The sequence below is a fragment of the Xanthomonas sp. SHU 199 genome, from assembly GCF_000364665.1.
In the GTDB taxonomy this organism is placed as follows: domain Bacteria; phylum Pseudomonadota; class Gammaproteobacteria; order Xanthomonadales; family Xanthomonadaceae; genus Xanthomonas_A; species Xanthomonas_A sontii.
This window is the reverse complement of the sequence record NZ_AQOI01000743.1, coordinates 1-23,930: the sequence shown is the minus strand read 5'-3', so window position 1 is coordinate 23,930 and position 23,930 is coordinate 1. Positions and strand designations below refer to the sequence as shown.

Here is a 23,930-nt window from a genome sequence, read left to right as displayed (position 1 = left end):
GGCGACCAGTGGCGGGTCGACCTGGGCGTGCACGGCCGCAGCGGCTTCGCCAGCATCCTCGGCCTCAATATCGAGCAGAGCACGGTGTTCACCGTGCAGGACGGCCGCTACGTCCCACAGAGCCAGAGCACGGTCAAGAAGGCGGTGTTCTTCGGCAAGAAGGTCACCGGCGTGTACGACTGGAAACAGGGCGTGGCGCGCTGGGACGGCGACCTGAAGAAGGACCGGCAGGCGCCGATCCCGCTGCAGCCCGGCGACCAAAGCGCGCTGCTGCTCAATCTCTCGCTGATGCGCGACGCGCAGCCCGGCAAGACCATGACCTACCGCTTCGTCGACGTCGGCCGGGTGCGCGAACATGTGTACCGCGCCGCCGACCAGACCGAGACCGTGCAGGTCGGCGACATCAGCTACGACGCATTGCGGGTGTCGCGCACCAATGGCGGCCGCAATGAGACCATCCTGTGGATCGCCAACGGCGTGCCGACGCCGGTGCGCATCCTGCAGCGCGAGGACGGCGAAGACCGCATCGACCTGCGCCTGACCGAATACCAAGGAGCCTGACCATGACCCGCATCGCCCGCCCGCTGACCGCCCTCGCCGCCGCCCTGCTGGCCACGGCGAGCCTGCCCGCCCTGGCCCTGGAGCCGTTCACCGCGGACTACCAGGCCAGCTACATGGGCATGCAGGCCAACGGCGTGATGACCCTGGCCAAGCAAGGCGCCGACCGCTGGCGCTACAGCCTGGCGATCAAGAACCAGGTCGCCGACCTCAGCCAGAGCACCGTGTTCGAGGAAAAGGGCGGGCAGCTGCGTCCGCTCAGCAGCGACGACCGCTCGGTGTTCCTGATCAAGAAGAAGGCGGTGACCGCCAACTACGACTGGAGCACCGGCCAGGCGACCTGGGGCGGCGACCTCAAGGCCGACCGCCGCGGCCCGGTGAAGCTGCAGCCGGGCGACATGGACGCGCTGCTGATCAACCTGGCGATCGCGCGCGACGTCAACGCCGGCAAGACCCCGAGCTACCGCATGGTCGACGAGGGCCGCGCCAAGCCGATGACCTACCGCGTCGCCGGCAAGGAAGCGGTCACCGTCAACGGCAAGACCGAGCAGGCGACCAAGGTCAGCCGCACCGACGGCTCCAAGGAAATCATTGCCTGGATCGTGCCGGACATGCCGGTGCCAGTGCGCATCCTGCAGCGCGAGAACGGCCAGGACGCGCTGGACCTGACGATCAAGGCGTTGCGCTGAGAAGCCGGGATTGGGGAATGGGGATTCGGGAATCGTGACAGCGGCTTCGCCGCGGGAATTGGGAATCGGGAGTGGAGAATCGTGAAAGCGGTTTCCCGCGCTTGATCGTTCCCGTGTGTGGGCTGGGATTGGGGAATCGCAACAGCAATTCCCTGCCCGTGGTGCTTCCCATGTGGGAGGGGCTTCAGCCCCGACGCGCTGAGCCGGGATTGGGATTTGGGATTTGGGAAAGCGCAGCAGCAGTTCCCAACGCAGCGCGTGGCGTCCCATGTGGGAGGGGATTCAGCCCCGACGCGAGTACGCGAATCGCCCTGCGGAAACCGGCGAGCGATTGCAGAAGCTCCGAACGGCGCGAGTCAACGCCCATCCATGGAACATGCAACGAGGCGACAGGTAGCGCTCTCCCTTGGTGCACAGCCTAGGCGGGCGCCGCCCAGTCAGCGCCCTGCCCCACGCCGTTACTTCTTCTCCGCCGGCGCGGCCTTGAAGGTGGTGCGGCAATCCACGCGGATCTGCGCGCCGGTGCTGCGCCAGTAGAAGGTGCTGCACTCGCGCGGGCCGTTCTGGGTGCGGCTGACGCCGACCGCGTAGAACGACTGCCAGATCTCGTCGCGGGTGACCTGGCCGTCGCCGTTCCAGTCCATGTCGCGCTCCTCGATGCCCTGGGTGATGGCGATGCCGGTGTACCAGGCATAGCCGACCCAGGCCAGCAGCACCGCCACGATCGCCAGCAACACCTTGCGCCGGCGGCTGAAGCGGCCGCTGAGGATCATGCGACGCGCCGGATGGACGCGCCCAGCGCCCCCAGCTTCTCCTCGATGTTCTCGTACCCCCGGTCCAGGTGGTAGATGCGGTCGATGGTGGTGTCGCCGTCGGCGACCAGGCCGGCCAGGATCAGCGAGGCCGAGGCGCGCAGGTCGGTGGCCATCACCGGCGCGCCGCTGAGCCGCTCGCTGCCGCGCACGATCGCGGTGTGCCCTTCGATCTGGATGTCCGCGCCCAGGCGCAGCAGTTCGTTGACGTGCATGAAACGGTTCTCGAAGATCGTCTCGTTGATCACGCCGACGCCGTCGGCCACGCAGTTGAGCGCCATGAACTGCGCCTGCATGTCGGTGGGGAACGCCGGATACGGCGCGGTGGTCAGGCTGACCGCGCGCGGGCGCTTGCCGTGCATGTCCAGGCGGATCCAGTCCTCGCCGGTCTCGATGCTGGCGCCGGCCTCGGTGAGCTTGTCCAGCACCGCGTCGAGGGTGTCGGCGCGCGCGCGGCGCACGGTCACGCTGCCGCCGGTCATCGCCGCGGCGACCAGGAAGGTGCCGGTCTCGATGCGGTCCGGCAGCACCGCGTGGCGGCCGCCGGACAGGCGCTCCACGCCGTGCACGACGATGCGCGAGGTACCGGCGCCTTCGATCTTCGCGCCCAGCGCGATCAGGCAGTCGGCCAGGTCGCTGACCTCCGGTTCCATCGCCGCGTTTTCCAGCACGGTGGTGCCGTCGGCCAGGGCAGCGGCCATCAACACGTTCTCGGTGCCGGTGACGCTGACCATGTCGAACACGTAGCGGCCGCCCTTGAGCCGGCCGTTGCTGCTGGCCTTGATGTAACCGTTCTCGACGCTGATCTCCGCGCCCAGCGCCTGCAGGCCCTTGATGTGCTGGTCGACCGGCCGCGAGCCGATCGCGCAGCCGCCCGGCAGCGACACTTCGGCCGCGCCGAACTTGGCCAGCAACGGGCCCAGCACCAGGATCGAGGCGCGCATGGTGCGCACCAGTTCGTACGGTGCGACGTGCTGGTGGACCTTGCGCGGGTCGACGGTGATCGCGCTGCCGCGCGACAGCGTGCCTTCGTCGATGGTGACCTCCGCGCCCAGCTCGCCGAGCAGCTTCACCGTGGTGATCACGTCGTGCAGCTGCGGCACATTGGTGATCTCCACCGGCGCATCGGCCAGCAGGGTCGCGCAGAGGATCGGCAGCACGGCGTTCTTGGCGCCGGAAATGTTCACTTCACCGTGCAGCGCGTTGCCGCCGGTCACTACGATTTTGGCCATGGGTCTCGTGGGGGAATTGAAAGGGGAGAAACGGGCGCGCGGCGGCTCAGCCGGCGGCGCGCCCGGCCTGCTCGGGGGTCAGGGTGGTCAGGGCCAGCGCGTGGATCGCCCCGCCCATCAGCTCGCCCAGGGTGGCGTAGACCATGCGGTGGCGGGCCAGCGGCAGCTTGCCGGCGAAGGCGGCGCTGACCACGGTGGCCTCGAAGTGCACGCCGTCGTCGCCCTGCACCTGCACCTGCGCGTCCGGCAAGCCGGCCTCGATGAGTTTACGGATGGTTTCGGCGTCCACCGGGCTTTCCTAATAAAATGATCGGCCATTCTACCCTCCGACCGGCACCCGCATGGATGTATCGCCCCTGTCTCCCACGACGCCCGACGACGCCGGCCTGGTCGCCAGCGGCCGTCGCGTGGTCGAGATCGAGCAGGCCGCGCTGGCGGCGGTCGGCGCGCGCATCGGCGCCGAGTTCGCGGCCGCCTGCCGGCTGATCCTGGGTTCGCGCGGGCGCGTGGTCGCCACCGGCATGGGCAAGTCCGGCCACGTGGCGCGCAAGATCGCCGCCACCCTCGCCTCCACCGGCACCCCGGCGTTCTTCGTGCACCCGGGCGAGGCCGGGCATGGCGACCTGGGCATGATCACCGACGCCGATGTGGTCCTGGCGTTGTCCTACTCCGGCGAGTCCGACGAGATCCTGATGCTGCTGCCGGTGCTCAAGCGCCAGGGCAACGCGGTGATCGCGATGACCGGGCGCGCGCAATCCACGCTGGCGCGCGAGGCCGACCTGCACCTGGACGTCAGCGTGCCGGCCGAGGCCTGCCCGCTGGACCTGGCGCCGACCTCCAGCACCACCGCCTCGCTGGCGCTGGGCGATGCGCTGGCGGTGGCGCTGCTGGACGCGCGCGGCTTCACCGCCGACGACTTCGCCCGCTCGCACCCGGCCGGCAGCCTCGGCCGCCGCCTGCTACTGCACATCACCGACGTCATGCACCGCGGCGACGAACTGCCCAAGGTGCGCGAGGACGCCAGCCTCAGCGAGGCGCTGGTGGAGATGAGCCGCAAGCGCCTGGGGATGACCGCGGTGGTGGACGCCGACGATCGCCTGCTCGGGCTGTTCACCGACGGCGACCTGCGCCGCGCCCTGGACAGCGCGCTGGACGTGCGCCAGACCCGCATCGCCGAGGTGATGACCCGGCAGCCGCGTACCATCGGCGCCGACCAACTCGCCGCCGAGGCCGCACGGCTGATGGAAACCCACCAGATCAACGGCCTGATCGTGGTCGACACGGCCGGCCGCGCGGTCGGCGCGCTCAACATTCACGACCTGTTGCGCGCCAGAGTGGTTTAACAGGCTGAACCCGTTCACTGCCCGCGGTACCCCACGCCGCTGGCCCTGGCCGCTGGAAAGCCGGCCTCCCCGCCCCGATATCCCGAACATGCCCTATTCCCCGCTGGCCGACCTTCCCGCCGACCTGATCGACCGCGCCGCCCGGATCCGCCTGGCGTGCTTCGACGTGGACGGCACGCTGACCGACGGCCGCCTGTATTACGACCGCGACGGCAACGAGAGCAAGGCCTTCAACGTGCTCGACGGCCAGGGCCTGGTGCAGTTGCGCCGGCACGGCATCGACGTGGCGCTGATCACCGCGCGGCCCAGCCTGGCCGCGGAGAAGCGCGGCCAGGAGCTGGGCCTACTGGTGCAGATCGGGGTCAAGGACAAGCGCGCCGGGGTGCAGGCGCTGTGCGACGAACGCGGCATCGGCCTGGAGCAGGTCTGCTTCATGGGCGACGACCTGCCCGACCTAGCCCCGCTGCGCGTGGTCGGCCTGGCGGTGGCACCGGCCAACGCCCATCCCTGGACCGCCGAACACGTGCACTGGACCACCCGCGCCCGCGGCGGCGAAGGCGCCGCGCGCGAACTGTGCGACGTGCTGCTGGCGGCGCAAGGCCACGTCCCGTCCCTGCTGCAGGAGCATGGCGCATGAACTGGCGTACCACTCTCGGCGGCCTGCTGCTGGTCGGCGCCCTGATCAGCGGCTGGTCGGCCTGGAACCAGCGCAGCAAGCCCAGCCGCAATCCGTCCGATGAAGCCAGCGTGGACTACATCGCCCGCGACTTCGAGATCGTCAGCCTGGACAAGCAGGGCAAGGAAGCGATGACCCTGCGCGCGCCGCAGATGGAACGCAGCCGCGCCGACCAGACGATGTCGATCGTGACTCCGCTGTTCCTGCTGCCCGACGCCAACGGCCAGCACTGGGAGATGCGCAGCAAGACCGGCTGGGTCAGCGCCAACGGCGACGAACTGCGCCTGCGCGACGACGTCGCCGGCGACAGCCCCAAGGTGCCCAGCATCCCACCCACCACCTTCCGCACCCAGAGCCTGGACGTCTTCCCGCAGACCAACAGCGCACGCACCGCCGACCCGGTCACGATGACCCGGCCCGGTATGATGCAGTCCGGCGTCGGCTTCGAGATCGACTTGAAGTCCCGGCAGTACAAGCTCCTTTCACAGGTCAAGACACGCTATGAACCGAACGCTGCCCGCTAAGCTCGCGCTGCTCGCCCTGCTGCTGCCCGCACTGGCGATGGCCAAGTCGTCCGATCGCAATCAGCCGATGGATATCACTTCCGCCAGCCAGAGCGGCAACATGCTCGACGACAACGGCAAGATCCGTTACTCGGGCAATGTCGTCATCATTCAGGGCACGCTCGAAATCCATGCCGACACCGCCGACCTGTTCAAGAAGAACGGCGACATCGATCGCGTCGTGCTGACCGGCAAGCAGGCCACCCTGAAGCAGGAACTGGACGATGGCTCGCCGATGGACGCGGTCGCCGACAACATCGACTACAAGGTGCCCACCGACACGGTGATCCTCACCGGCAATTACCGCATGACCTCGCCCAAGGGCACCAACGCCGGCCAGCGCATGGTCTACAACACCAAGACTGGCGACATGCAGGGCGGTGGCGACGGCACGCGCGTGCACACGGTGATCCAGCCGAAGAACGCTGGCGCTGCTCCGGGCGCCACGCCTGCCAATGGCACCAAGCCCGCCGCCAAGCCGGCCGCGGCACCCGCCAAGCCGGCCAAGCCGGCCAAGCAAGGAGGCCAGTGATGCTGCTCGCCGAAGGCCTGCGCAAGCGCTACAAGCAGCGCGAAGTGGTGCGCGATTTTGCGCTGACCCTGGAGGCCGGCGAAGTGGTCGGCCTGCTCGGCCCCAACGGTGCCGGCAAGACCACCTGCTTCTACATGATCGTCGGCCTGGTCGACGCCGATGCCGGGCGCATCGTGCTCGACGGCAACGACATCACCGCGCTGCCGATGTACAAGCGCGCCAAGCTCGGCGTCGGCTACCTGCCGCAGGAACCGTCGGTATTCCGCAAGCTCAGCGTCGCCGACAACATCCGCCTGGTGCTGGAACTGCGCGAGGACCTGGACGCCGCCGGCCAGGAACGCGAACTGGTGGCGCTGCTGGACGAACTGCAGATCAGCCACGTCGCCGACCAGCTCGGCGCCAGCCTCTCCGGCGGCGAGCGCCGTCGCTGCGAGATCGCCCGCGCGCTGGCGGCAAAGCCTCGGCTGATGCTGCTCGACGAGCCCTTCGCCGGCGTCGACCCGATCTCGGTCGGCGAAATCCAGCGCATCGTCACCCACCTCAAGCAGCGCGGCATCGGCGTGTTGATCACCGACCACAACGTGCGCGAAACCTTGGGAATCTGCGACCGGGCGTATATCCTCAACGAGGGCAGCGTGTTGGCGCAGGGCTCCCCGGAAATGCTTCTTGCGAACTCAGAGGTGAGAAGAGTTTACCTCGGAGAAACATTCAAACTTTGATGTTAGTTTGAGGATATCGCATTGACCTTAGGATCGGTGGAAAAAACAAACCTTTTTTCCACCACTCCCCCAACGACCTCAGACGTTTCCAACAACCCATAAGCCGGAGTAGGAGGACCAAAAATTCCAGAAACAAGACCCTCATCATCCTTATTTACAGACATATTTACCTTACCAACGCAGACAGATGTGCCACACTCAAAATCGATACCACTGACATCATTGCGCGCTGCAAGCTTCTCTTTCATCGCAGATAGATAAATTTTCTTTAACTCCTGCGCCTCCGGATCGCCGGCATACTTACCCGCGAAACCACGAAGCAGAGTCGGAAAATTATCTCTATCGAGAAGCTTCTTGGCCTTGCTTAAAGACAGAGCATCGCCAGAGAGTAAAGAACTCTCCCCGATCGAAGCTTCAACTCCACTCTCCTTATTCGCACCATCAGCAGCAGCAAGCACATCGCCCTTGACTAAAGGGTCACCAGAGGCGTTAGCCACCGATCTAGCGGAATTACTTCCCGCCACCTTGTCCTTATCAGCGGGCAGTGCAACACTCCCGTCTCCAGCTCTACCGACCATCTTTCCGATGCGAGAGGGCCCAAAAAAATAAAAAGCCACCACAAAAAGAAGTGCGACGGAACAGAAGATAACAAGCACCTTTTTCATCGCACCCCCAATTAGAACATTTGCATTGACGCCTCATTCGGAAGCGCAATTTACCGTTATATCAATTTCCAGGCTTGGGAGTGCCGGGAGTACTAAATCTCATAGTGACTTGGCCGCCGCAACAATCAGCGACTTGAAAACCTCCACCACTAATAGTAACGACACAACTATTAGTACAGCTGTAGTTGACCCCATTAATAGTAACCGAATCTGCGAATGCGGCCGTTGTGACCGCAAGCAATAACACGCCAGTGAATTTCTTAACAAAAGCTGGTACGGCCATGATAACAAACTCCTTTTTGTATTAGCCTATTGGTTATCCGCAAAAGCTCCATTGCAAAGCTGACGCTCGTGATGCATATCACACCAATCAATTCGGCGTCAACACAAATGTCAAACACCGTTACAGCGGGGCCCTGCCGCCGAGTGCAAGTAACTTCTCCGAGACAACGCTAAGATTCAGAACCGCTTCACTGCTGAGTACACACGAAGGATGAAAGCACGGCTGCAGACATCGCTGGGACAGCACCTGGTCATGACGCCGCAGTTGCGGCAGGCGATCAAGCTGTTGCAGATGTCCAGCGCCGAACTGGAAGTGGAGATCGCCGAGGCGGTGGAGAGCAATCCGCTGCTGGAATGGTCCGAGGACGCCGCACCGGCGTTCGAACGCGGCGACGGCGCCGATCATGGCCATGAGCACGACCACGCGACAGGCGAGACGCGCAGCGACGGCGATGGCGACCGGGGCGAATCCGCGCCGGCCAGCGACGGCGCCGACTGGGCCGAGGCCGAACCGGCCTGGGCCGGCGGCAGCGGCGGTTCGTTCGACGACGACGACCTCGGCAGCGCGGCCGAGCGCGTGGCCGAGCCGGACACCCTGATCGACCACCTGCTGTGGCAGTTGCACCTGTCGCCGCTGTCCGCGCGCGACCGCAGCATCGGCGCGGCGCTGATCGACGCGCTGGACGACGATGGCTACCTGCGCGAACCGCTGGCCGCGATCGCCGAGACCCTGCGCCCGGACATCGCCGCCGAGGAGGACGAGATCCTCACCGTGCTGCACCAGATCCAGCGCTTCGACCCGGCCGGCATCGCCGCGCGCACCCTGGGCGAATGCCTGACCCTGCAATTGGACACCCTGCCCGAGGACACGCCGGGGCTGGCGCTGGCCCGCATCATCGCCAACGGTCCGCTGGAGCGGTTGCCGCGCAGCGGCGTGGCCGGGCTGGCCCACGAACTCAAGCGTCCGACGGCGGAGGTCGACACCGCGGTCGCGCTGCTGCGCTCGCTGGACCCGCGCCCGGGCAAGCAGATCGGCGAACTGGGCAGCGACACCTACGTGGTGCCCGATTGCGTGGTCTGGCGCCAGCGCGGGGTCTGGCATGCGGCGCTGTCGGCGCACGCCCAGCCCAAGGTCACCATCCACCGCGGCTACGAGCGGCTGATCCGCCAGTGCGGCGAAAGCGACGCCGGCTATCTGCGCGGGCAACTGCAGGAAGCGCGCTGGCTGCTGAAGAGCCTGGAGGCGCGCGGCGAGACCCTGCTCAAGGTGACGCGCTGCCTGCTCAAGCAGCAGGCCGGCTTCCTGGAGTTCGGCGAACAGGCGCTGCGGCCGCTGACCCTGCGCGAGATCGCCGGCGAACTGGGCCTGCACGAGAGCACCATCTCGCGCGCCATCGCCCGCAAGTACGTGCGCACCCCGCGCGGCACCATCCCGCTGCGCGCCTTCTTCGCCTCGGGCATCGACACCGACAGCGGCGGCGAGGCGTCCAGCACGGCGATCCAGGCGATGATCCGGCGGCTGATCGAGGCGGAAAATCCGCGCAAGCCGCTTTCTGACGCCAAGCTGGCCGACCTGCTGAAAAGTGCCGGCGTGCCTGTAGCGCGCCGCACCGTAGCGAAGTATCGTGAGGCCATGAACATTTCCGCCTCCCACGAACGCGTTCGAATCGGCTAGCGGCGGCGGCGATGGTTCATAGGTGTGAAACCCGAACCAAGGAGTATCCGATGCGTATCGAGACCTACGGCCAGCAGATCGAAGTCACCCCCGCCCTGCGCGAGTATGTGGAGACCAAGCTGCAACGGCTGAAGCGACACTACGAGGAAACCATCGAGGTCCGCGCCCAGCTGGCGCTGCGCAAGCCCGACCACCACGTCGAGGCCACGGTCAACGTCCCCGGCCGCACCCTGCACGCCGACGCCAGCGCGCAGACCATGTACGCGGCGATCGACCTGCTCGCCGACAAGCTGGACCGGCTGATCATCAAGCACAAGGAAAAGAAGCACGACCACCACGCGGCCGAGGTGCGCGACAATCTCGCGTGATCCTCCCCACGTTGCGCCGCCATGCCCTTGACCGATCTGATGGCGGCCGTCAGCACCCAGGTGCTTCCGGCCGCCGATCGCGACACCCTGCTGCACACCGCCGCCGGTCTGCTGGCCTGCCAGCAGGCCGGCGCCGATGAACTCTTCGCCAGCCTGCGCGAGCGCGAGCAGCTCGGCAGCACCGCCATCGGCCACGGCATCGCCATCCCGCACGGCCGCGCGCCGGACCTGGACGCCCCACGTGGCGCGCTGCTGCGCCTGCAACAGCCGATCGATTTCGACGGCCAGGGCACCCTGGTCGACCTGATCTTCGCCATGGCGGTCCCGGCGCACTACACCCACCAACACCTGATGCTGCTGTCCGAACTGGCCGAGCAGTTCTCCATCGAGGAATTCCGCGACGCCCTGCGCAATGCGCCGGACGCCGCCGCACTGTATGCGCTGCTCGGCGGCGCGCCACGGGCCGCCGCATGAACACCAGCATCGACGCACGCGAGCTGTTCGACCAGCAGCGCGACCGCCTCGGCCTGCGCTGGATCGCCGGGCACAAGGGCGAACACCGGGTGCTGGAGGCCGGCAATGCGGTCTCGCGGCGGCCGTCGCTGGCCGGCTATCTCAACACCATCTACCCCAACAAGGTGCAGATCCTCGGCACCGAGGAACTGGCCTGGCTGGACTCGCTGGACGCGCGCCAGCGCTGGGAGACCATCGAGAAGATCGTGCAGGTGCGGCCGTTGGCGCTGGTGGTCACCAAGAACCAGTCGTGCCCGGAAGACCTGCGCGCGGCCGCCGACGAATCCGACACGCCGCTGTGGGTCTCGCCCAAGCGCGGCCACGAACTGCTCAATCACCTGTCCTACCACCTGGCACGCACGCTGGCGCCGCGGGTGATCCTGCATGGCGTGTTCATGGAGATCTACTCGATCGGCGTGCTGATCACCGGCGAGGCGGGTTCGGGCAAGAGCGAACTGGCGCTGGAACTGCTCAGCCGCGGCCACCGCCTGGTCGCCGACGACGCCCCCGAATTCACCCAGATCGCCCCCGACGTGCTCGACGGCACCTGCCCGGAACTGCTGCAGGACCTGCTGGAAGTGCGCGGGCTCGGCGTGCTCAACGTGCGCGAGATGTTCGGCGACACGGCTGTAAAGAAGAACAAGTACCTTCGGCTCATCGTGCACCTGACCCGGCCCATGACCGAGCCCACGCCCCATGGCTACGAACGTCTCACCGGTGATTCCGGGACCCGCCACGTGCTGGACCTGGACGTGCCGCTGATCACCCTGCCGGTGATGCCCGGCCGCAACCTGGCGGTGCTGACCGAGGCCGCCACGCGCCTGCACATCCTGCGCACCAAGGGCATCGATCCGGCGGCGATGTTCATCGCCCGCCACAGCAACCTGCTGGAGCGGCGCAGCCCATGACCGACGGCGCCCCCACCTCCTCCCTGGTCATCGTCAGCGGCCTGTCCGGCTCCGGCAAGTCGGTGGCACTGAAGACCTTCGAGGACCTGGACTACTACTGCGTCGACAACCTGCCGGTGGAACTGCTGCCGGCCTTCGTCAAGAGCCTGGTGCGCGAGGATGCCGGCCCCAGCAAGCTGGCGGTGGGCATCGACGTGCGCAGCCGCCACAGCGACCTGAGCCAGCTCTCGCGCTGGCGCGAGGCGGTGGCGCAGTTCGGCCTGGATGCGCGACTGCTGTTCTTCGACGCCAACGACGAGGCGCTGATCAAGCGCTACGCCGACACCCGCCGGCGCCATCCGCTGTCGCGCCAGGGCCTGTCGCTGCCGGAAGCGATCGAGCGCGAGCGCGCCCTGACCGAGCCGCTGCGCGAGGCGGCCGATGCGGTGATCGACACCAGCACGCTCAACGTGCACCAGCTACGCCGGCGGGTCACCACCGAGTTCGCGCTGTCCAGCGAGAACACCCTGTCGCTGCTGTTCGAGTCCTTCGCCTACAAGCGCGGGGTGCCGGCCGAGGCGGATTTCGTGTTCGATGCGCGGGTGCTGCCGAATCCGCACTGGGACCCGGAACTGCGGCCGATGACCGGCCGCGACAGCGGCGTGCGCGAGTACCTGGACGCGCAACCGGACGTGCAGCGCTACACCGCGCAACTGATCGACTTCCTCGACACCTGGCTGCCGCGGCTGCGCAACGACACCCGCAGCTACGTGACCATCGCCTTCGGCTGCACCGGCGGCAAGCACCGCTCGGTCTACCTGGCCGAACGCCTGGCCCGCCACGCCCGCGAACAGGGCTGGCCGGAAGTGGCGACCTTCCATCGCGAGCAGGATTGATCGAAAAGCCGGGATTCGGGATCGGGGATTCGGGATTGGCAAAAGCGGCATTGCTCTGGCTCTTGCGAATCCCCAATCCCGAATCCCCAATCTCCGCTCACCACAGGCATTCCCTGCGCCCTGCCTGACCTGTTAACGTTCTCCCATGGCCTGTGGCATTCTCCTCATCACCCACCCTGGGATCGGCGCCGCGCTGCTGAGCGTGGCGACCCGGCTGTTGCGGCAATTGCCGCTGAAAACCGAAGCCTTCGAGGTGCCGTTCGACGCCGACCTCGACGCGCTGCTACCGAACGCATCTGCCGCGTTGCGGCGGGTGGACGACGGCGATGGCGTGCTGGTGGTGACGGATCTGTACGGCGCCAGCCCGAGCAACCTCGCCGCGCGGCTGGCGCGCCTGGGCACGCCGGTGCGGCGCGTGTCGGCGTTGAGCCTGCCGATGTTGCTGCGGATCATGAACTACCCCGAACAAGGACTGGAGCAGTTGCCCGCGACCGCCGCCGCCGGCTCGCGCAACGGCGTGGTGATCGACGATGCTTGAACGCGAACTGCTGGTCTCCAACCGCCTCGGCCTGCACGCCCGCGCCACTGCCAAGCTGGTGCAGACGCTGTCCTCGTTCCGCTGCAACGCCACGCTGGCGGCCAAGGGCCGCGAGGTCAACGCCAAGAGCATCATGGGCGTGATGCTGCTGGCCGCCGCACAGGGCACGCCGGTGACGGTGCGGGTGGACGGCGCCGACGAAGCCGAGGCGCTCAAGGCCGTGGTCGACCTGTTCGAGCGGCGCTTCGACGAGGACAGCTGAGCATGCGCCGCCGGCGGCCGCAGGCAGGGACGCGGTGCCGCCGCACGGGGCACGCGCGGTGAGCGTGCGCATCGCCGGCCATGGCGCCTCGCGCGGCAATGCCCTGGGCCGGGCGCGGGTGCGCCTACCGCATGCGCTGGAGGTGGCCGAGCAACGCATCGGCGCCGCACAGATCCCCGAAGAACTCGACCGCCTGCACCGCGCGGTGGACGCCGCGCGCGAGGAGATGCACGGCCTGCGCCAGCGCCTGCACGGCGCCCTGGCCAAGGAGGTCGGCGAATTCCTCGACCTGCACGCGCTGCTGCTCGACGACCCGGAACTGCTGCACGGCCTGGACGAACTGATCCGCACCGGCCGCTACAGCGCCGACTACGCGCTGCGCCTGCAGCGCGACCGCCTGGCGACCGTGTTCGACGACATGGAGGACGCCTACCTCAAGAGCCGCATGGACGATCTGGACCATGTGATCGGGCGGATCCATGCGTTCCTGCAGAAGCGCCAGCCGGACAGCGAAGGCCTGGCCGGCGAGATCCTGGTGTGCGAGAACGTGGCGCCGTCGGAACTGGCGCAACTGCAGGCGCAGGGCGTAGTCGGCATCGTCACCAGCGCCGGTAGCACGTTGTCGCACAGCGCGATCCTGGCGCGCAGCCTGCACCTGCCGCTGGTGGTCGGCGTCGCCGACGCGCTGCAGAAGATCAACGACGGCGACGTGCTGATCATCGACGGCACCCAGGGCGCGGTGCTGGTCGACCCGACCCCGGACGACCTGCGCGACTACCGCTGCCGCGTGCGCGAGCAGGCCAAGCTGCAGCGCAGCCTGGGCAAGCTGCGCTCCAAGCCCAGCCGCACCCGCGACGGCGTGGACATCACCCTGCTGGCCAATGCCGAGTCGCGCGACGACGTCACCCGCGCGCATGCGCTCGGCGCCGACGGCCTGGGCCTGTACCGCACCGAATTCCTGTTCCTGCAGCGCGAGGCGCTGCCCGACGAGGAAGAACAGTTCCACACCTACCGCGACGCGGTGCTGGGCATGAGCGGCCGGCCGGTGACCATCCGTACCCTGGACCTGGGCGCGGACAAGGCCGATCGCACCGGCCTGACCATGAGCAACGAAGAAAACCCGGCGCTGGGGCTGCGCGGCGTGCGCCTGTCGCTGGCCCGGCCCAAGGTCTCCGACACCCAGCTGCGCGCGCTGCTGCGCGCCTCCGCCTACGGCCCGGTGCGGGTGCTGGTGCCGATGGTCAGCACGCGCGAGGAACTGCTGGCGATGCGCCGCCACCTCAAGCGCATCGCCGCGCAGTTGCGCCGCGACGGTCATGCCATCGCCGAGCAGGTGCAACTCGGCGCGATGATCGAGGTGCCGGCCGCAGCGCTGGCCCTGGATACCTTCATCGACACGATCGACTTCCTGTCGATCGGCACCAACGACCTGGTGCAGTACCTGCTCGCCGCAGACCGCAACAACGAAGCAGTGGCCGCGCTGTATTCGCCGCTGCATCCGGCGGTGCTGCGGCTGATCGCGCAGGTGATCGCCACCGGCCAGGCCCATGGCAAGCCGGTGGCGGTGTGCGGCGAGATCGCCGGCGACCCGGCGCTGACGCCGATGCTGCTGGCGCTGGGGCTGCGCGAGTTCAGCCTGCACCCGGCGACGATGCTGGAAGTACGCCAGGTGATCCGCGACACCGACCTGCAGACCCTGCGCCAGCGCGGCGCCAAACTGCTGCAGGCGCGCGACCGCAAGGGCATCGAGCGTTGGCTGGCTTGAGAGCCGGGATTGGGGATTGGGGATTGGGGATTGGGGATTCGGGATTCGGGATTCGGGATTGGGGATTGGGGATTGGGATGAAGCCGGTCGGCTGCGGAACGCAGGGATTCGATTGAAGGATGCCGGTTGCGGCATCCTGCGCTGCGCGCTTCGATGAAAAAATCGCCAACGCTCTGGGCAGCAACCGCACGGTTCCGACAGCGCCTGCCCCGCCGCCTTTTTGTGGGAGGGGCTTCAGCCCCGACGCTTTACCGATAAAGCGTCGGGGCTGAAGCCCCTCCCACAGAGGAGCGAAGCGCCTCACGCTCGCGCAGAAGCATCGAATCCCCAATCCCGACTCCCCAATCCCCGCCATCCACTGTGCTTCCCGCAACATGCAGGCGATAATGTTGGGATGAACATCTGACCCACCGCGTTTCTCCGGAGCGCGGCCTCACCCCAAGGGAGCAGCGCATGGCCGACGCCGTCCGCCACGACAAGACCGCGCGGCAGCTGCGCATGCTGTCCGATGCGCTGGACAGCGGGCGCCTGGGCCCGGTGCGGCGCCTGGTCAATACGCTGGCGCCGGCCGAGATCGGCAACCTGCTGGAGTCGTTGCCGCCGGGCAAGCGCGAGGTGGTGTGGGGGCTGGTCGATCCGGAGGACGACGGCGAGGTGCTGGTCCACGTCGGCGAGGAAGTGCGCGAGAGCCTGCTCGCGGACATGGACCCGGACGAAATCGTCGCCGCGGTCGAAGACCTGGACATCGACGACCTGGCGAACCTGGTCGAGGACTTGCCGGACACGGTCATCGACGAAGTGCTCAAGTCGATGGACCGCGAGAACCGCGAGCGGCTCGAGCAGGTGCTGTCGTATCCCGAGGACAGCGCCGGCCGCCTGATGAATCCGGACGTGGTCACCGTGCGCGCCGACGTCAACGTCGACGTGGTGCTGCGCTACCTGCGCCTGCGCGGCGAACTGCCGGACCACACCGACCACCTGTTCGTGGTCAGCCGCCGCCACCAGTACCTGGGGCGGGTGTCGCTGGCGGCGCTGGTCACCCACGAGGACTCCACCCCGATCAACCGGCTGATCGACGACGAGCAGCCGGCGATCGACGTCGGCGAAGGCGCCGACGAGGTCGCGCGGCAGTTCTCCGACCACGACTGGATCTCCGCGCCGGTGGTGGACGACAACAACATCCTGCTCGGCCGCATCACCATCGACGACGTGGTCGACATCATCCGCGACCAGGCCGAGCACCAGGCGATGAGCGCCGCCGGCCTGGACGAGGACGAGGACCTGTTCAGCCCGGTGCGGCGCGCGTTCCGGCGCCGCCTGCTGTGGCTGACGATCAACCTCGGCACCGCCTTCATTGCCTCCAGCGTGGTCGGCCAGTTCGAGGGCACCATTGCCAAGCTGGTGGCACTGGCCGCGCTGATGCCGATCGTGGCCGGCATGGGCGGCAACGCCGGCACCCAGGTGCTGGCGCTGATGGTGCGCGGCCTGGCCCTGGGCCAGATCGGCGCCTCCAACGTGATCGTGCTGCTGCGCAAGGAACTGTCGGTGGCGCTGATCAACGGCCTGGCGCTGGGCATCGGCCTGGGCCTGATCGTGCTGCTGTGGTTCAAGCAGCCGCTGCTGTCGCTGGTGATCGGCTCGGCGCTGACCATCAACCTGCTCACCGCCGCGCTGGGCGGCGTGCTGGTGCCGCTGACGCTCAAGCGCCTGGGCTTCGATCCGGCGCTGGCCGGCGGGGTGATCCTGACCACGCTGACCGACGTGATGGGCTTCCTCAGCTTCCTCGGCCTGGCCACCTTGGTCCTACTGTAGGGCGTATGCGTACGGCGGGCGCGGTTCCCGCCGGCGCGCCGCACGGAGCGGCAGCAGCGCGCGTCGCCGCATCCACCGGTGCACGACGGTCACGCCACGCCAGCACGCGCCTTGGCCGCCGGCTGACTGGCGCATGTCCGCCGCCCCTGCCCGGGTTGTCGTGGAGACGTCCCGCCCACGATACTGCGGCCTTCCCATCCGAGGGCCGGCCATGTCGATGCGTTCGTTGCTGCTTCTGCTGTGCCTGTCGATGGTCGGCTGCAGCACTCTGCCCAGCGACCCGGCCACCGGCCACTTCGTCAGCCGCCAGCTCAGCCTCGACGGACGCATCTACCGCTACCAGGTGTTCGTGCCGGCGCCGGCGCATCGCCAGGGCCCGGTGCCGGTGGTGCTGTTCCTGCACGGCTCCGGCGAGCGCGGCGACGATGGCCGCGACCAGACCACGGCTGGACTGGGCCCGTACCTGCGCCGCCACCTGGCCGATTTCCCGGCCTTGGTGGTGATGCCGCAGGCACCCGACGGCGAGGAATGGAACGGCGCCAACGCGACCATGGCGCTGCAGGCGCTGGACGACAGCAGCGCCGAGTTCAACGGCGACCCGCAGCGCACCTACCTGACCGGCATGTCGATGGGCGGCTACGGCACCTGGGAGATCGCCCTGAAGCAGCCGCAGCGCTTCGCCGCGCTGGTACCGATCTGCGGCGCGATCCTCTCCCCGCACGAAGACCGCGAATACCTGGTGGTGACGCCGGTGGCCTATCTGGCCGATCCCTACAGCGCCCTGGCGCAGCGCCTGCGACATGTGCCGGTGTGGATCTTCCACGGCGCCCAGGACGACGTGGTGCTGCCGCACGACGACCGCAAGATCGTCCGTGCATTCAAGAACCTCGACGCCGACGTGCGCTACACCGAATACCCGCAGGGCAACCACAACGCCTGGGATGCCACCTACCGCGACCCGAAGATGTGGCAGTGGCTGTTCGCGCAGAAGCGCAGCGACGCCGCCACGCAGACGACCGCCGACAACTGAGCGCGGCCCGCCCTGCGCCGCGCGCACCTGCGCGACGGCGTAGCCGGCCTGGCCGCGCACTGCCGATCTTCGATCACCGTTCGATGCAGGGGGATGCATGCGACACAAGGGGATGCTGTGCGCCATCGTGTGCGCGCTGTTGGCCTGCGCCGGCCACGGCGCGACGGCACAGGCGCTGACCAAACCGGTCACCACCTACCTGCAGAGCAAGGCGGCGACCGCCCGCCCCGGCGTGGAATACCGCAAGGACATCGCCGCGCTGCAGACACGCTTGGACAGCATGGATGCGGCGGACATCGCCCTGCTGGACCGGATCATCGCCCATTGCAGCAGCTGGCAACGGCCCGGCCTGCGCGTGATCAGCGTCGCCGACGTGCACGAGTACGAGGCCTACATGGCCGCCCATGACGACGGCCAGCCGACCGAATGGATCGACCTCAGTTGCGCCAACGCACTGCAGATGCGTGGCTTTGCCGCCGCCGCACAACGGCAGTGGTCGGAGGCGCTGGCATGGCTTGATCAGGCCATCGCGCTCGGGCCGTATCTGTTCTCCGCCTACACCGAACGCGGCTATGCGTTGCGCAACCTCGGGCGCACGGACGAAGCGCTCGCCAGCTATCGGCAGGCGCTGGCCCTGGCCGACGTCTCGCCGCGGGCGCGGGCAGGCCGCGCGATCGCGCTACGCGGCATCGGCTCGCTGTTGATCGACACCCCGGACAAGGCCGGCGCCCGCGCGGCCCTGCAGCAGTCGCTGGAGCTTGAACCCGGCAATGCTGTCGCCCTGCACGAACTGCGGTATCTCGACCAGATGGAGGCGGCAGCGTCGCAAGCGCATTAGGCCCTGCCCACGCTTCCGCGCATGCCGCGCCGAGGTGATGCACGCCTCCGGCAGCGGCACCGCCGCAGGCCTGTGTGCATGGGTCCACTGCCACGCCGATCGGCGCGGGCCTGGCAGGTGCGTCGCCGACACGCGCAGCGTACGTCGATGGCCGGCAACACCGACGGTGCGATCGGGCCCAACACGGCGAACATGGCCGCTGCGGTGCAGGCAGTGCGCAGCGGCAGCGGCCCCGCGTGACGCGTCCGGTCGACGACGACAGTTCCAGCTGCGCGACGCCATCGGCTGTGCGGCGACGCGCCAAACCGCGTACAGTCCGCGCTTTCGTGCATAGGCCCGGCATGGCGACCGCCCCCTCTTCATCGCAGACCGCGTTCCAGGCCCGCCTGCGCGCCCTGCAACCGAGCGCAGCGCTGGTCGCCGGCGCGGCGATTCCGCCACTGCTGGTGCCGGCACACGACGACGCCGCTGCGTTGCAATTCAGCGACAGCGGACGCTGGCTGTTGCAGGTGCTGGATGCGCTGGACGCGCTGCACCAGGCAAGCCAGGCCACCCGCCTGTCCGCCGATGCGCTGCGCCGCGATCAGAAGTTCGCACCGCCCGGACGGCCGTCGCTGCACCTGGTGCAGTTGCGCCAGCAGCAGGCGGCCGCGCAGCAGGCCGTGCGTCGTGCCAACCAGACGCTGGCGCAGGCCGCCGCCGGCTTCGTGCGCAGCGCCGGGCTGACGCCACCACCGCGGACCGGGCCGGTGGCGTTCGTGCAAGGATGGCTCGCACGCCATCTGGGGTAGCGGCACCGCGGTGCCGCGCGGCCCGGGCGTGCATCGATATACGGGCCACCACGCCGCGCGTGTCTACGCAAGCTAAACCGCGGGCGCCGGAGCGCCCATGCCAGCCCGGCCTGCACCTGCCCCGCTGCTATCCTGCACGCCCCTCGGACTCCGCTGCCCGACGCCCCATGCCCCTGCCCGCTCTCGTTGCCCTCCCCTGCCCTGCCCCGGCGGCCTGCTCGCGCACGCGCCTTGGCGCCCGTGCCACGGCTGCGGCGGCATGAGCATGCCCGGCGCGCACACGGCCACTTTCGCCACCTGGGGCATCTGCGCGCTGGCCACGGCCGGGGTGATCACGCGGCCGTTCAAGCTGCCCGAGGCGTGCTGGGCGGTGGGCGGCGCGCTGCTGCTGATGGTGCTGGGGCTGATGCCCGGCGGCGAGGCGTGGCAGGCGGTGCTGAAGGGCCTGGACGTGTACCTGTTCCTGATCGGCATGATGCTGCTGTCGGAAACCGCGCGCGCCGAAGGCCTGTTCGACTGGGTGGCGATGCATGCGGTGAACCTGGCCAAGGGCTCGACCCAGCGCCTGTTCGCGCTGGTGTTCGGCGTCGGCATCGTGGTCACCGCGTTCCTGTCCAACGACGCCACCGCGGTGGTGCTGACCCCGGCGGTGTACGCGGCCGCGCGCAAGGCCGGCGCCAAGCCGTTGCCGCTGCTGTTCGCCTGCGCGCTGATCGCCAACGCCGCCAGCTTCGTGCTGCCGATCTCCAACCCCGCCAATCTGGTGCTGTACGGCGGCAAGATGCCGACCCTGGGCGCGTGGATGGCCGCGTTCGCGCTACCGTCGCTGCTGGCGATCGGGGTGACTTTCGTGATGCTGCGCTGGGCCGAGCGCAAGGACCTGACCGGCCATTGCGCCACGCGCGTGGACACGGTGCCGCTGACCCGCGGCGGCACCTTCGCCCTGGTCGGCATCCTCGCCACCGCCGCGCTGCTGGTCGGCGTCTCCGCGCTCGGCCTGGACCTGGGCCTGCCGACCTGTCTGGCCGGCCTGGCGACGCTGGGCGTGGTGTGCCTGGGTGGTCGCCAGTCGCCGCTGCCGATGGCCAAGGCGGTGTCGTGGTCGGTGCTGCCGCTGGTCGCCGGCCTGTTCGTGCTGGTGGAGGCGCTGTCGCGCACCGGCGTGATCGGCCTGCTCGCGCGCACCCTGGCCGACGCCGCTGCGCACTCGCCGCAGGCCACCGCCGGCATCGCCGGCACCCTGCTGGCGTTCGGCTCCAACCTGATGAACAACCTGCCCGCCGGCCTGATCGCCAGCACCACCGTGGCCCAGGCACAGCCGCCGCAACTGGTGGTGGACGCGCTGCTGATCGGCGTGGACCTGGGCCCGAACCTGTCGATCACCGGCTCGCTGGCGACCATCCTGTGGCTCACCGCGATCCGCCGCGAAGGCGAGGACGTGGGCTTCTGGCGCTTCCTCAAGGTCGGCGCGCTGGTGATGCCGCCGGCGCTGCTGTGCGCGCTGGGTGCGCGGCTGCTGCTGGGCTGAGTCGCGCGCGCCCACTTCGTGGATTGCCCATGGCGGCCAGCCCGCGGAATGGGCACCCAGGCCCGGCCTGCAGCGACCGCGGGTCGGCCGCGGCGGCTTCTACCGCACCGCGTCGCGGCCGAAGCCGCTGCTCCGAGGGAGTCTGCGAGCTGTCGGTGCCGTCATAGGAGCGGCTTCAGCCGCGACAGGCTTACCACGGCAACTGCCGCGGTTGATCCATGAAAAGCAACAAGCGCCGCTGTTACGGCAGCAGACATGACGCGCGCGGAGCCCGCGCCTGTGGGAGCGACGTCAGTCGCCACGAGCGAAGCCCGACACCGGCCGACACCCTCGCGCGTCGGGACGGAAGTCCCTCCCACAACGGCATGCGGCCACCGCTGGAGCGCGCGCCCTACCCTGCGCGCAGCCGCCGCGCCACGCCGCTGACCACGGCAATGACCGCGGTCAGCGCCGCCATCGACAGGAACTGCGTACGGGTGTCCGGCGAGGCCACCAGCAGGCCGAAGATCAGCGCCAGGATCGCCAGCGCCAGCACGGTGAGCACCGGATAGCCGCGCATGCGGAACGGCAGGCGGGTGCCGGCACGGTCGGCGCGCGCACGCAGGATCAACTGCGACAGCAGCGAGATCGTCCACACCAGCAGGCAGGTGGCGCCGACGATGTTCAGCAGCACCGGCAGCACGCGGTTGGGATACAGCAGCTCCAGCACCGCAGCGACGAAGCCGAACAGCACGCTGGCCAGCACCGCCAGCCACGGCACCTGCTGGCGGCTGGACGCGGCCAGCGCGCGCGGCGCTTCGCCGCGCTGGGCCAGCGAGAAGATCATCCGCGAGGCACCGTACAGATTGGCGTTGAGCGCCGACAGCAGCGCGATCACCGCGATCAGGGTGATGCCGGTGGCGGCGCCGGGAATCCGGGCCACCTGCAGCACCGCGGCGAACGGCGAACTCAGCGCCTGGCTCTGCCACGGCACCACCGCAATGATCACGCTCAGCGAGCCGATGTAGAACACCAGGATGCGCCAGGCGACGGTGCGGATGGCGCGGGCGATGCTGCGCTCCGGATCGGCGGTCTCGGCCGCGGCCACCGCCACGATCTCGGTGCCGCCGAACGCGAACACCACCACCAGCAGCGCGGCACCGATGCCAGCCAGGCCCTTCGGCGCGAAGCCGCCGTTGCCGGTGACGTTGGACAGGCCCGGCGAGGCCACCCCGGGCAGCCAGCCGGCCAGCAAGGCGATGCCGACCAGGATGAAGCCGACGATCGCCGCGACCTTGAGGATGGCGAACCAGAATTCGAACTCGCCGAAATTGCGCACGCCCAGCAGGTTGATCGCGGTGAACGCGGCCATGAACGCGATCGCGGCCAGCGGTACGGGCAAGCCCGGCCACACCGTCGCCAGCAGGCCGGCGGCGCCCACGGCCTCGGCGGCGATCACGATCACCAACTGCAGCCACCACAGCCAGCCCACGGTGGCGCCGGCGGTCGGTCCCATCGCGTCGGCGGCGTACACCGAGAACGCGCCGCTGGCCGGCTTGGCCGCCGCCATCTCGCCCAGCGCGTTCATCACGATGATCACCAGCGCGCCGGCGACCAGATAAGAAATCAGCACCGCGGGCCCTGCCGCGTGCACGCCGACGCCGGAGCCCAGGAACAGGCCGGCGCCGATCGCGCTGCCCAATCCCATCATGATCAGTTGCCGCGGTTTCAGCGCATGGCGCAAGGCGGGTGCGGCGGCAGGCGGGACAGGCGCGGACGGATGCGGCATCGGCTCGGTCGGGTGCGGAAAACGCGACACGATACAGGCTGGCGACGATGCCGTGCGGCTACGCGCGCGTTTGGCCGCCTGCGAGCGCGGATCGGCGCACAGCGGCGGCATGGCTGCTGCAACGCAGCGCGGATCCGCGCACGCGGCCGCGATGCACACCGCCGCGGCGGACGGCGAGCGCCTTGCTGGCGGCCCTCCCACGTCCGGCAAGAGGACGGCACCGCTCGATGCCCGACAGGTACGGATTTGCCTTACTCGCAGCCATCGCGGACTTTTGCTACATCTCGTTGATTTTGCATATTGACAGCGATACTAACGTCAGAAATACTGAACTCGACGCCCGCCGAATCTCCTATCTCCGTACCAGCCGATGAGGGCATGCACGCGGAGCCAGGAGGACGGCAGGCGACGACGGACCGGGAGACGGCCCGTTGCGGGCGCTCAGGCCGGAAAGGACCACGGCTGCCGCTCGTCCCATGGCGTACAGGTCCGTACCATCCAGACAAGGAGAGACACCATGATCAAACCGTTGCTGACCCTGACGGTGCTGGCGGCTGCGCTGGCCGCGCCCTGCCTGCAGGCCGCCGAGCGCGCACCGCTCAACGCCGCCGATGCCATCCAGGGCATGGGCGAACGCCTGCCCATCGGCAAGAAGAACGTCAGCCTGTCGCCGCTGTTCAAGGTCTACACGTTCGAGAAGGCCGGCCTGCGCTTCGTGCAGATCAACTCGTTGCAGGACGAGGTCATCACCGTGCTCACCGCCACGCCGGGCACCGAGGCACGGCTGCCGATCGGCAGCGCCGCCGAGGCGCAGATGATCGCGGTCAACGACGCGAAGAACCAGCCGCTGGGCATGGTCACCGCCGCAGCGAGTTGCCCGTGCAACGCCACCGTGGTCTACCGCGACGCCAACACCACCATCGTGGTGGTCTACGGCTCCAACGGCGAGTACATCACCTCGTACGTGATCAAGAGCCCGCAGACCAAGCCGCCGCAGTAAGTGCCGACCGCGCTGCGGCCGCGCCCGGCGGCCGCAGCGTGACCCAGCGCCGTCGATCGGCGGACGCGGGTGCCCTGATCGGCCCCGTCGCCCGGCGAGCGATCGGCAAACGCGTGCGGCCGCCTTCCGAGGAAGGCGGCCGCACCAACGACAGTCCGGCGACCGGACCGCAGCGACTCAGAACTCCT

Annotated in this window: 26 protein-coding genes; 21 read left to right on the top strand and 5 right to left on the bottom strand. The window is 68.6% G+C overall.

Annotated features, from left to right (window positions below):
* Nucleotides 1-561: DUF3108 domain-containing protein (locus tag D183_RS0120655; protein ID WP_017910672.1), on the top strand; the 561-nt coding region annotated here is incomplete at its 5' end.
* A gap of 2 nt (nt 562-563) precedes the next feature.
* The gene (locus D183_RS0120650; RefSeq protein WP_017910671.1) at nt 564-1,247 is read left to right on the top strand and encodes a DUF3108 domain-containing protein; all 684 of its coding nucleotides are present in this window, start codon (nt 564-566) and stop codon (nt 1,245-1,247) included.
* A gap of 458 nt (nt 1,248-1,705) precedes the next feature.
* Here D183_RS0120650 and D183_RS0120645 read toward each other — a convergent pair whose 3' ends face one another.
* The 3 genes from D183_RS0120645 to D183_RS0120635 are packed head-to-tail and all read right to left on the bottom strand — an operon-like array spanning nt 1,706 to nt 3,580.
* Complete coding sequence (locus D183_RS0120645) at nt 1,706-2,020, bottom strand: membrane protein (protein ID WP_017910670.1); 315 nt, start codon at nt 2,018-2,020, stop codon at nt 1,706-1,708.
* The gene (gene murA / locus D183_RS0120640) at nt 2,017-3,291 is read right to left on the bottom strand and encodes a UDP-N-acetylglucosamine 1-carboxyvinyltransferase (RefSeq protein WP_017910669.1); all 1,275 of its coding nucleotides are present in this window, start codon (nt 3,289-3,291) and stop codon (nt 2,017-2,019) included. Before murA ends, D183_RS0120645 begins: the two co-directional genes overlap by 4 nt.
* Before the next feature lie 46 nt (nt 3,292-3,337).
* Complete coding sequence (locus D183_RS0120635) at nt 3,338-3,580, bottom strand: BolA family protein (protein ID WP_017910668.1); 243 nt, start codon at nt 3,578-3,580, stop codon at nt 3,338-3,340.
* 52 nt (nt 3,581-3,632) lie between these two features.
* Here D183_RS0120635 and D183_RS0120630 point away from each other — a divergent pair, with 52 nt between their 5' ends.
* From D183_RS0120630 to lptB, 5 genes are all read left to right on the top strand, one after another.
* Nucleotides 3,633-4,634: a KpsF/GutQ family sugar-phosphate isomerase gene (locus D183_RS0120630; protein ID WP_017910667.1), complete on the top strand. Its 1,002-nt coding sequence runs from the start codon at nt 3,633-3,635 to the stop codon at nt 4,632-4,634.
* 88 nt (nt 4,635-4,722) lie between these two features.
* On the top strand, nt 4,723-5,271 hold the full coding sequence (locus tag D183_RS0120625; RefSeq protein ID WP_017910666.1) for a KdsC family phosphatase: 549 nt from the start codon (nt 4,723-4,725) through the stop codon (nt 5,269-5,271).
* The gene (gene lptC / locus D183_RS0120620; RefSeq protein ID WP_017910665.1) at nt 5,268-5,834 is read left to right on the top strand and encodes an LPS export ABC transporter periplasmic protein LptC; all 567 of its coding nucleotides are present in this window, start codon (nt 5,268-5,270) and stop codon (nt 5,832-5,834) included. The genes D183_RS0120625 and lptC overlap by 4 nt, the downstream gene beginning before the upstream one ends.
* Nucleotides 5,812-6,405 carry a lipopolysaccharide transport periplasmic protein LptA gene (lptA, locus tag D183_RS0120615; RefSeq protein ID WP_017910664.1) on the top strand — a complete coding sequence of 198 codons (594 nt, stop codon included), beginning with the start codon at nt 5,812-5,814 and terminating at the stop codon, nt 6,403-6,405. The genes lptC and lptA overlap by 23 nt, the downstream gene beginning before the upstream one ends.
* Complete coding sequence (gene lptB / locus D183_RS0120610) at nt 6,405-7,124, top strand: LPS export ABC transporter ATP-binding protein (RefSeq protein ID WP_010344103.1); 720 nt, start codon at nt 6,405-6,407, stop codon at nt 7,122-7,124. The genes lptA and lptB overlap by 1 nt, the downstream gene beginning before the upstream one ends.
* Before the next feature lie 2 nt (nt 7,125-7,126).
* Here the strand turns inward: lptB and D183_RS27610 are convergent, their stop codons facing one another.
* The gene (locus tag D183_RS27610; protein WP_157835233.1) at nt 7,127-7,789 is read right to left on the bottom strand and encodes a hypothetical protein; all 663 of its coding nucleotides are present in this window, start codon (nt 7,787-7,789) and stop codon (nt 7,127-7,129) included.
* Between the two features lie 493 nt (nt 7,790-8,282).
* Here D183_RS27610 and D183_RS0120605 point away from each other — a divergent pair, with 493 nt between their 5' ends.
* The 13 genes from D183_RS0120605 to D183_RS0120540 all read left to right on the top strand — a co-directional run bounded on the left by D183_RS0120605 (nt 8,283) and on the right by D183_RS0120540 (nt 20,974).
* Complete coding sequence (locus D183_RS0120605) at nt 8,283-9,746, top strand: RNA polymerase factor sigma-54 (RefSeq protein WP_017910663.1); 1,464 nt, start codon at nt 8,283-8,285, stop codon at nt 9,744-9,746.
* Between the two features lie 50 nt (nt 9,747-9,796).
* A complete protein-coding gene (hpf, locus tag D183_RS0120600; protein ID WP_010344105.1) occupies nt 9,797-10,114 on the top strand; it encodes a ribosome hibernation-promoting factor, HPF/YfiA family in 318 nt (105 codons plus the stop codon).
* 21 nt (nt 10,115-10,135) lie between these two features.
* Nucleotides 10,136-10,588 carry a PTS sugar transporter subunit IIA gene (locus D183_RS0120595; protein WP_017913815.1) on the top strand — a complete coding sequence of 151 codons (453 nt, stop codon included), beginning with the start codon at nt 10,136-10,138 and terminating at the stop codon, nt 10,586-10,588.
* Nucleotides 10,585-11,535, top strand: a complete 951-nt coding sequence (gene hprK / locus D183_RS0120590) for an HPr(Ser) kinase/phosphatase (protein ID WP_017910661.1) — start codon at nt 10,585-10,587, stop codon at nt 11,533-11,535. The genes D183_RS0120595 and hprK overlap by 4 nt, the downstream gene beginning before the upstream one ends.
* Complete coding sequence (gene rapZ, locus D183_RS0120585; protein ID WP_017910660.1) at nt 11,532-12,410, top strand: RNase adapter RapZ; 879 nt, start codon at nt 11,532-11,534, stop codon at nt 12,408-12,410. The genes hprK and rapZ overlap by 4 nt, the downstream gene beginning before the upstream one ends.
* 145 nt (nt 12,411-12,555) lie before the next feature.
* Complete coding sequence (locus D183_RS0120580) at nt 12,556-12,948, top strand: PTS sugar transporter subunit IIA (RefSeq protein WP_017910659.1); 393 nt, start codon at nt 12,556-12,558, stop codon at nt 12,946-12,948.
* Nucleotides 12,941-13,210 (top strand): HPr family phosphocarrier protein, encoded by a 270-nt coding sequence (locus D183_RS0120575; RefSeq protein ID WP_010344110.1) that lies wholly within the window; start codon nt 12,941-12,943, stop codon nt 13,208-13,210. The genes D183_RS0120580 and D183_RS0120575 overlap by 8 nt, the downstream gene beginning before the upstream one ends.
* 58 nt (nt 13,211-13,268) lie before the next feature.
* A complete protein-coding gene (ptsP, locus tag D183_RS0120570; RefSeq protein WP_026144709.1) occupies nt 13,269-14,975 on the top strand; it encodes a phosphoenolpyruvate--protein phosphotransferase in 1,707 nt (568 codons plus the stop codon).
* Nucleotides 14,976-15,428: 453 nt separating this feature from the next.
* The gene (mgtE, locus tag D183_RS0120565; protein WP_010344112.1) at nt 15,429-16,787 is read left to right on the top strand and encodes a magnesium transporter; all 1,359 of its coding nucleotides are present in this window, start codon (nt 15,429-15,431) and stop codon (nt 16,785-16,787) included.
* 211 nt (nt 16,788-16,998) lie between these two features.
* Nucleotides 16,999-17,817 carry a prolyl oligopeptidase family serine peptidase gene (locus D183_RS0120560; RefSeq protein WP_017910657.1) on the top strand — a complete coding sequence of 273 codons (819 nt, stop codon included), beginning with the start codon at nt 16,999-17,001 and terminating at the stop codon, nt 17,815-17,817.
* A 97-nt stretch (nt 17,818-17,914) separates the two neighbouring features.
* Nucleotides 17,915-18,655 (top strand): tetratricopeptide repeat protein, encoded by a 741-nt coding sequence (locus tag D183_RS0120555; RefSeq protein ID WP_232757332.1) that lies wholly within the window; start codon nt 17,915-17,917, stop codon nt 18,653-18,655.
* 341 nt (nt 18,656-18,996) lie between these two features.
* Complete coding sequence (locus D183_RS0120545; protein WP_017910654.1) at nt 18,997-19,446, top strand: hypothetical protein; 450 nt, start codon at nt 18,997-18,999, stop codon at nt 19,444-19,446.
* 259 nt (nt 19,447-19,705) lie between these two features.
* Nucleotides 19,706-20,974 (top strand): arsenic transporter, encoded by a 1,269-nt coding sequence (locus D183_RS0120540; protein WP_017910653.1) that lies wholly within the window; start codon nt 19,706-19,708, stop codon nt 20,972-20,974.
* Nucleotides 20,975-21,365: 391 nt separating this feature from the next.
* Here the strand turns inward: D183_RS0120540 and D183_RS0120535 are convergent, their stop codons facing one another.
* A complete protein-coding gene (locus tag D183_RS0120535) occupies nt 21,366-22,742 on the bottom strand; it encodes an amino acid permease (protein ID WP_026144708.1) in 1,377 nt (458 codons plus the stop codon).
* Nucleotides 22,743-23,259: 517 nt separating this feature from the next.
* On the opposite strand from D183_RS0120535, the gene D183_RS0120530 reads away from it, so the two are divergent.
* Nucleotides 23,260-23,742 carry a hypothetical protein gene (locus tag D183_RS0120530; RefSeq protein ID WP_017910651.1) on the top strand — a complete coding sequence of 161 codons (483 nt, stop codon included), beginning with the start codon at nt 23,260-23,262 and terminating at the stop codon, nt 23,740-23,742.
* Nucleotides 23,743-23,930: the final 188 nt, after the last annotated feature.

Bases quoted from the DNA above. Each gene is read 5' to 3' on its own strand.
- hpf (WP_010344105.1), top strand. From the start codon at position 9,797: ATGCGTATCGAGACCTACGGCCAGCAGATCGAAGTCACCCCCGCCCTG.
- D183_RS0120575 (WP_010344110.1), top strand. From the start codon at position 12,941: ATGCTTGAACGCGAACTGCTGGTCTCCAACCGCCTCGGCCTGCACGCC.
- D183_RS0120530 (WP_017910651.1), top strand. From the start codon at position 23,260: ATGATCAAACCGTTGCTGACCCTGACGGTGCTGGCGGCTGCGCTGGCC.
- D183_RS0120560 (WP_017910657.1), top strand. From the start codon at position 16,999: ATGTCGATGCGTTCGTTGCTGCTTCTGCTGTGCCTGTCGATGGTCGGC.
- D183_RS0120650 (WP_017910671.1), top strand. From the start codon at position 564: ATGACCCGCATCGCCCGCCCGCTGACCGCCCTCGCCGCCGCCCTGCTG.
- D183_RS27610 (WP_157835233.1), bottom strand. From the start codon at position 7,789: ATGAAAAAGGTGCTTGTTATCTTCTGTTCCGTCGCACTTCTTTTTGTG.
- rapZ (WP_017910660.1), top strand. From the start codon at position 11,532: ATGACCGACGGCGCCCCCACCTCCTCCCTGGTCATCGTCAGCGGCCTG.
- D183_RS0120605 (WP_017910663.1), top strand. From the start codon at position 8,283: ATGAAAGCACGGCTGCAGACATCGCTGGGACAGCACCTGGTCATGACG.
- D183_RS0120645 (WP_017910670.1), bottom strand. From the start codon at position 2,020: ATGATCCTCAGCGGCCGCTTCAGCCGCCGGCGCAAGGTGTTGCTGGCG.
- mgtE (WP_010344112.1), top strand. From the start codon at position 15,429: ATGGCCGACGCCGTCCGCCACGACAAGACCGCGCGGCAGCTGCGCATG.
- hprK (WP_017910661.1), top strand. From the start codon at position 10,585: ATGAACACCAGCATCGACGCACGCGAGCTGTTCGACCAGCAGCGCGAC.
- D183_RS0120555 (WP_232757332.1), top strand. From the start codon at position 17,915: ATGCGACACAAGGGGATGCTGTGCGCCATCGTGTGCGCGCTGTTGGCC.
- lptA (WP_017910664.1), top strand. From the start codon at position 5,812: ATGAACCGAACGCTGCCCGCTAAGCTCGCGCTGCTCGCCCTGCTGCTG.
- D183_RS0120545 (WP_017910654.1), top strand. From the start codon at position 18,997: ATGGCGACCGCCCCCTCTTCATCGCAGACCGCGTTCCAGGCCCGCCTG.
- D183_RS0120535 (WP_026144708.1), bottom strand. From the start codon at position 22,742: ATGCCGCATCCGTCCGCGCCTGTCCCGCCTGCCGCCGCACCCGCCTTG.
- D183_RS0120540 (WP_017910653.1), top strand. From the start codon at position 19,706: ATGAGCATGCCCGGCGCGCACACGGCCACTTTCGCCACCTGGGGCATC.
- D183_RS0120625 (WP_017910666.1), top strand. From the start codon at position 4,723: ATGCCCTATTCCCCGCTGGCCGACCTTCCCGCCGACCTGATCGACCGC.
- D183_RS0120580 (WP_017910659.1), top strand. From the start codon at position 12,556: ATGGCCTGTGGCATTCTCCTCATCACCCACCCTGGGATCGGCGCCGCG.
- lptB (WP_010344103.1), top strand. From the start codon at position 6,405: ATGCTGCTCGCCGAAGGCCTGCGCAAGCGCTACAAGCAGCGCGAAGTG.
- D183_RS0120595 (WP_017913815.1), top strand. From the start codon at position 10,136: ATGCCCTTGACCGATCTGATGGCGGCCGTCAGCACCCAGGTGCTTCCG.
- murA (WP_017910669.1), bottom strand. From the start codon at position 3,291: ATGGCCAAAATCGTAGTGACCGGCGGCAACGCGCTGCACGGTGAAGTG.
- D183_RS0120630 (WP_017910667.1), top strand. From the start codon at position 3,633: ATGGATGTATCGCCCCTGTCTCCCACGACGCCCGACGACGCCGGCCTG.
- lptC (WP_017910665.1), top strand. From the start codon at position 5,268: ATGAACTGGCGTACCACTCTCGGCGGCCTGCTGCTGGTCGGCGCCCTG.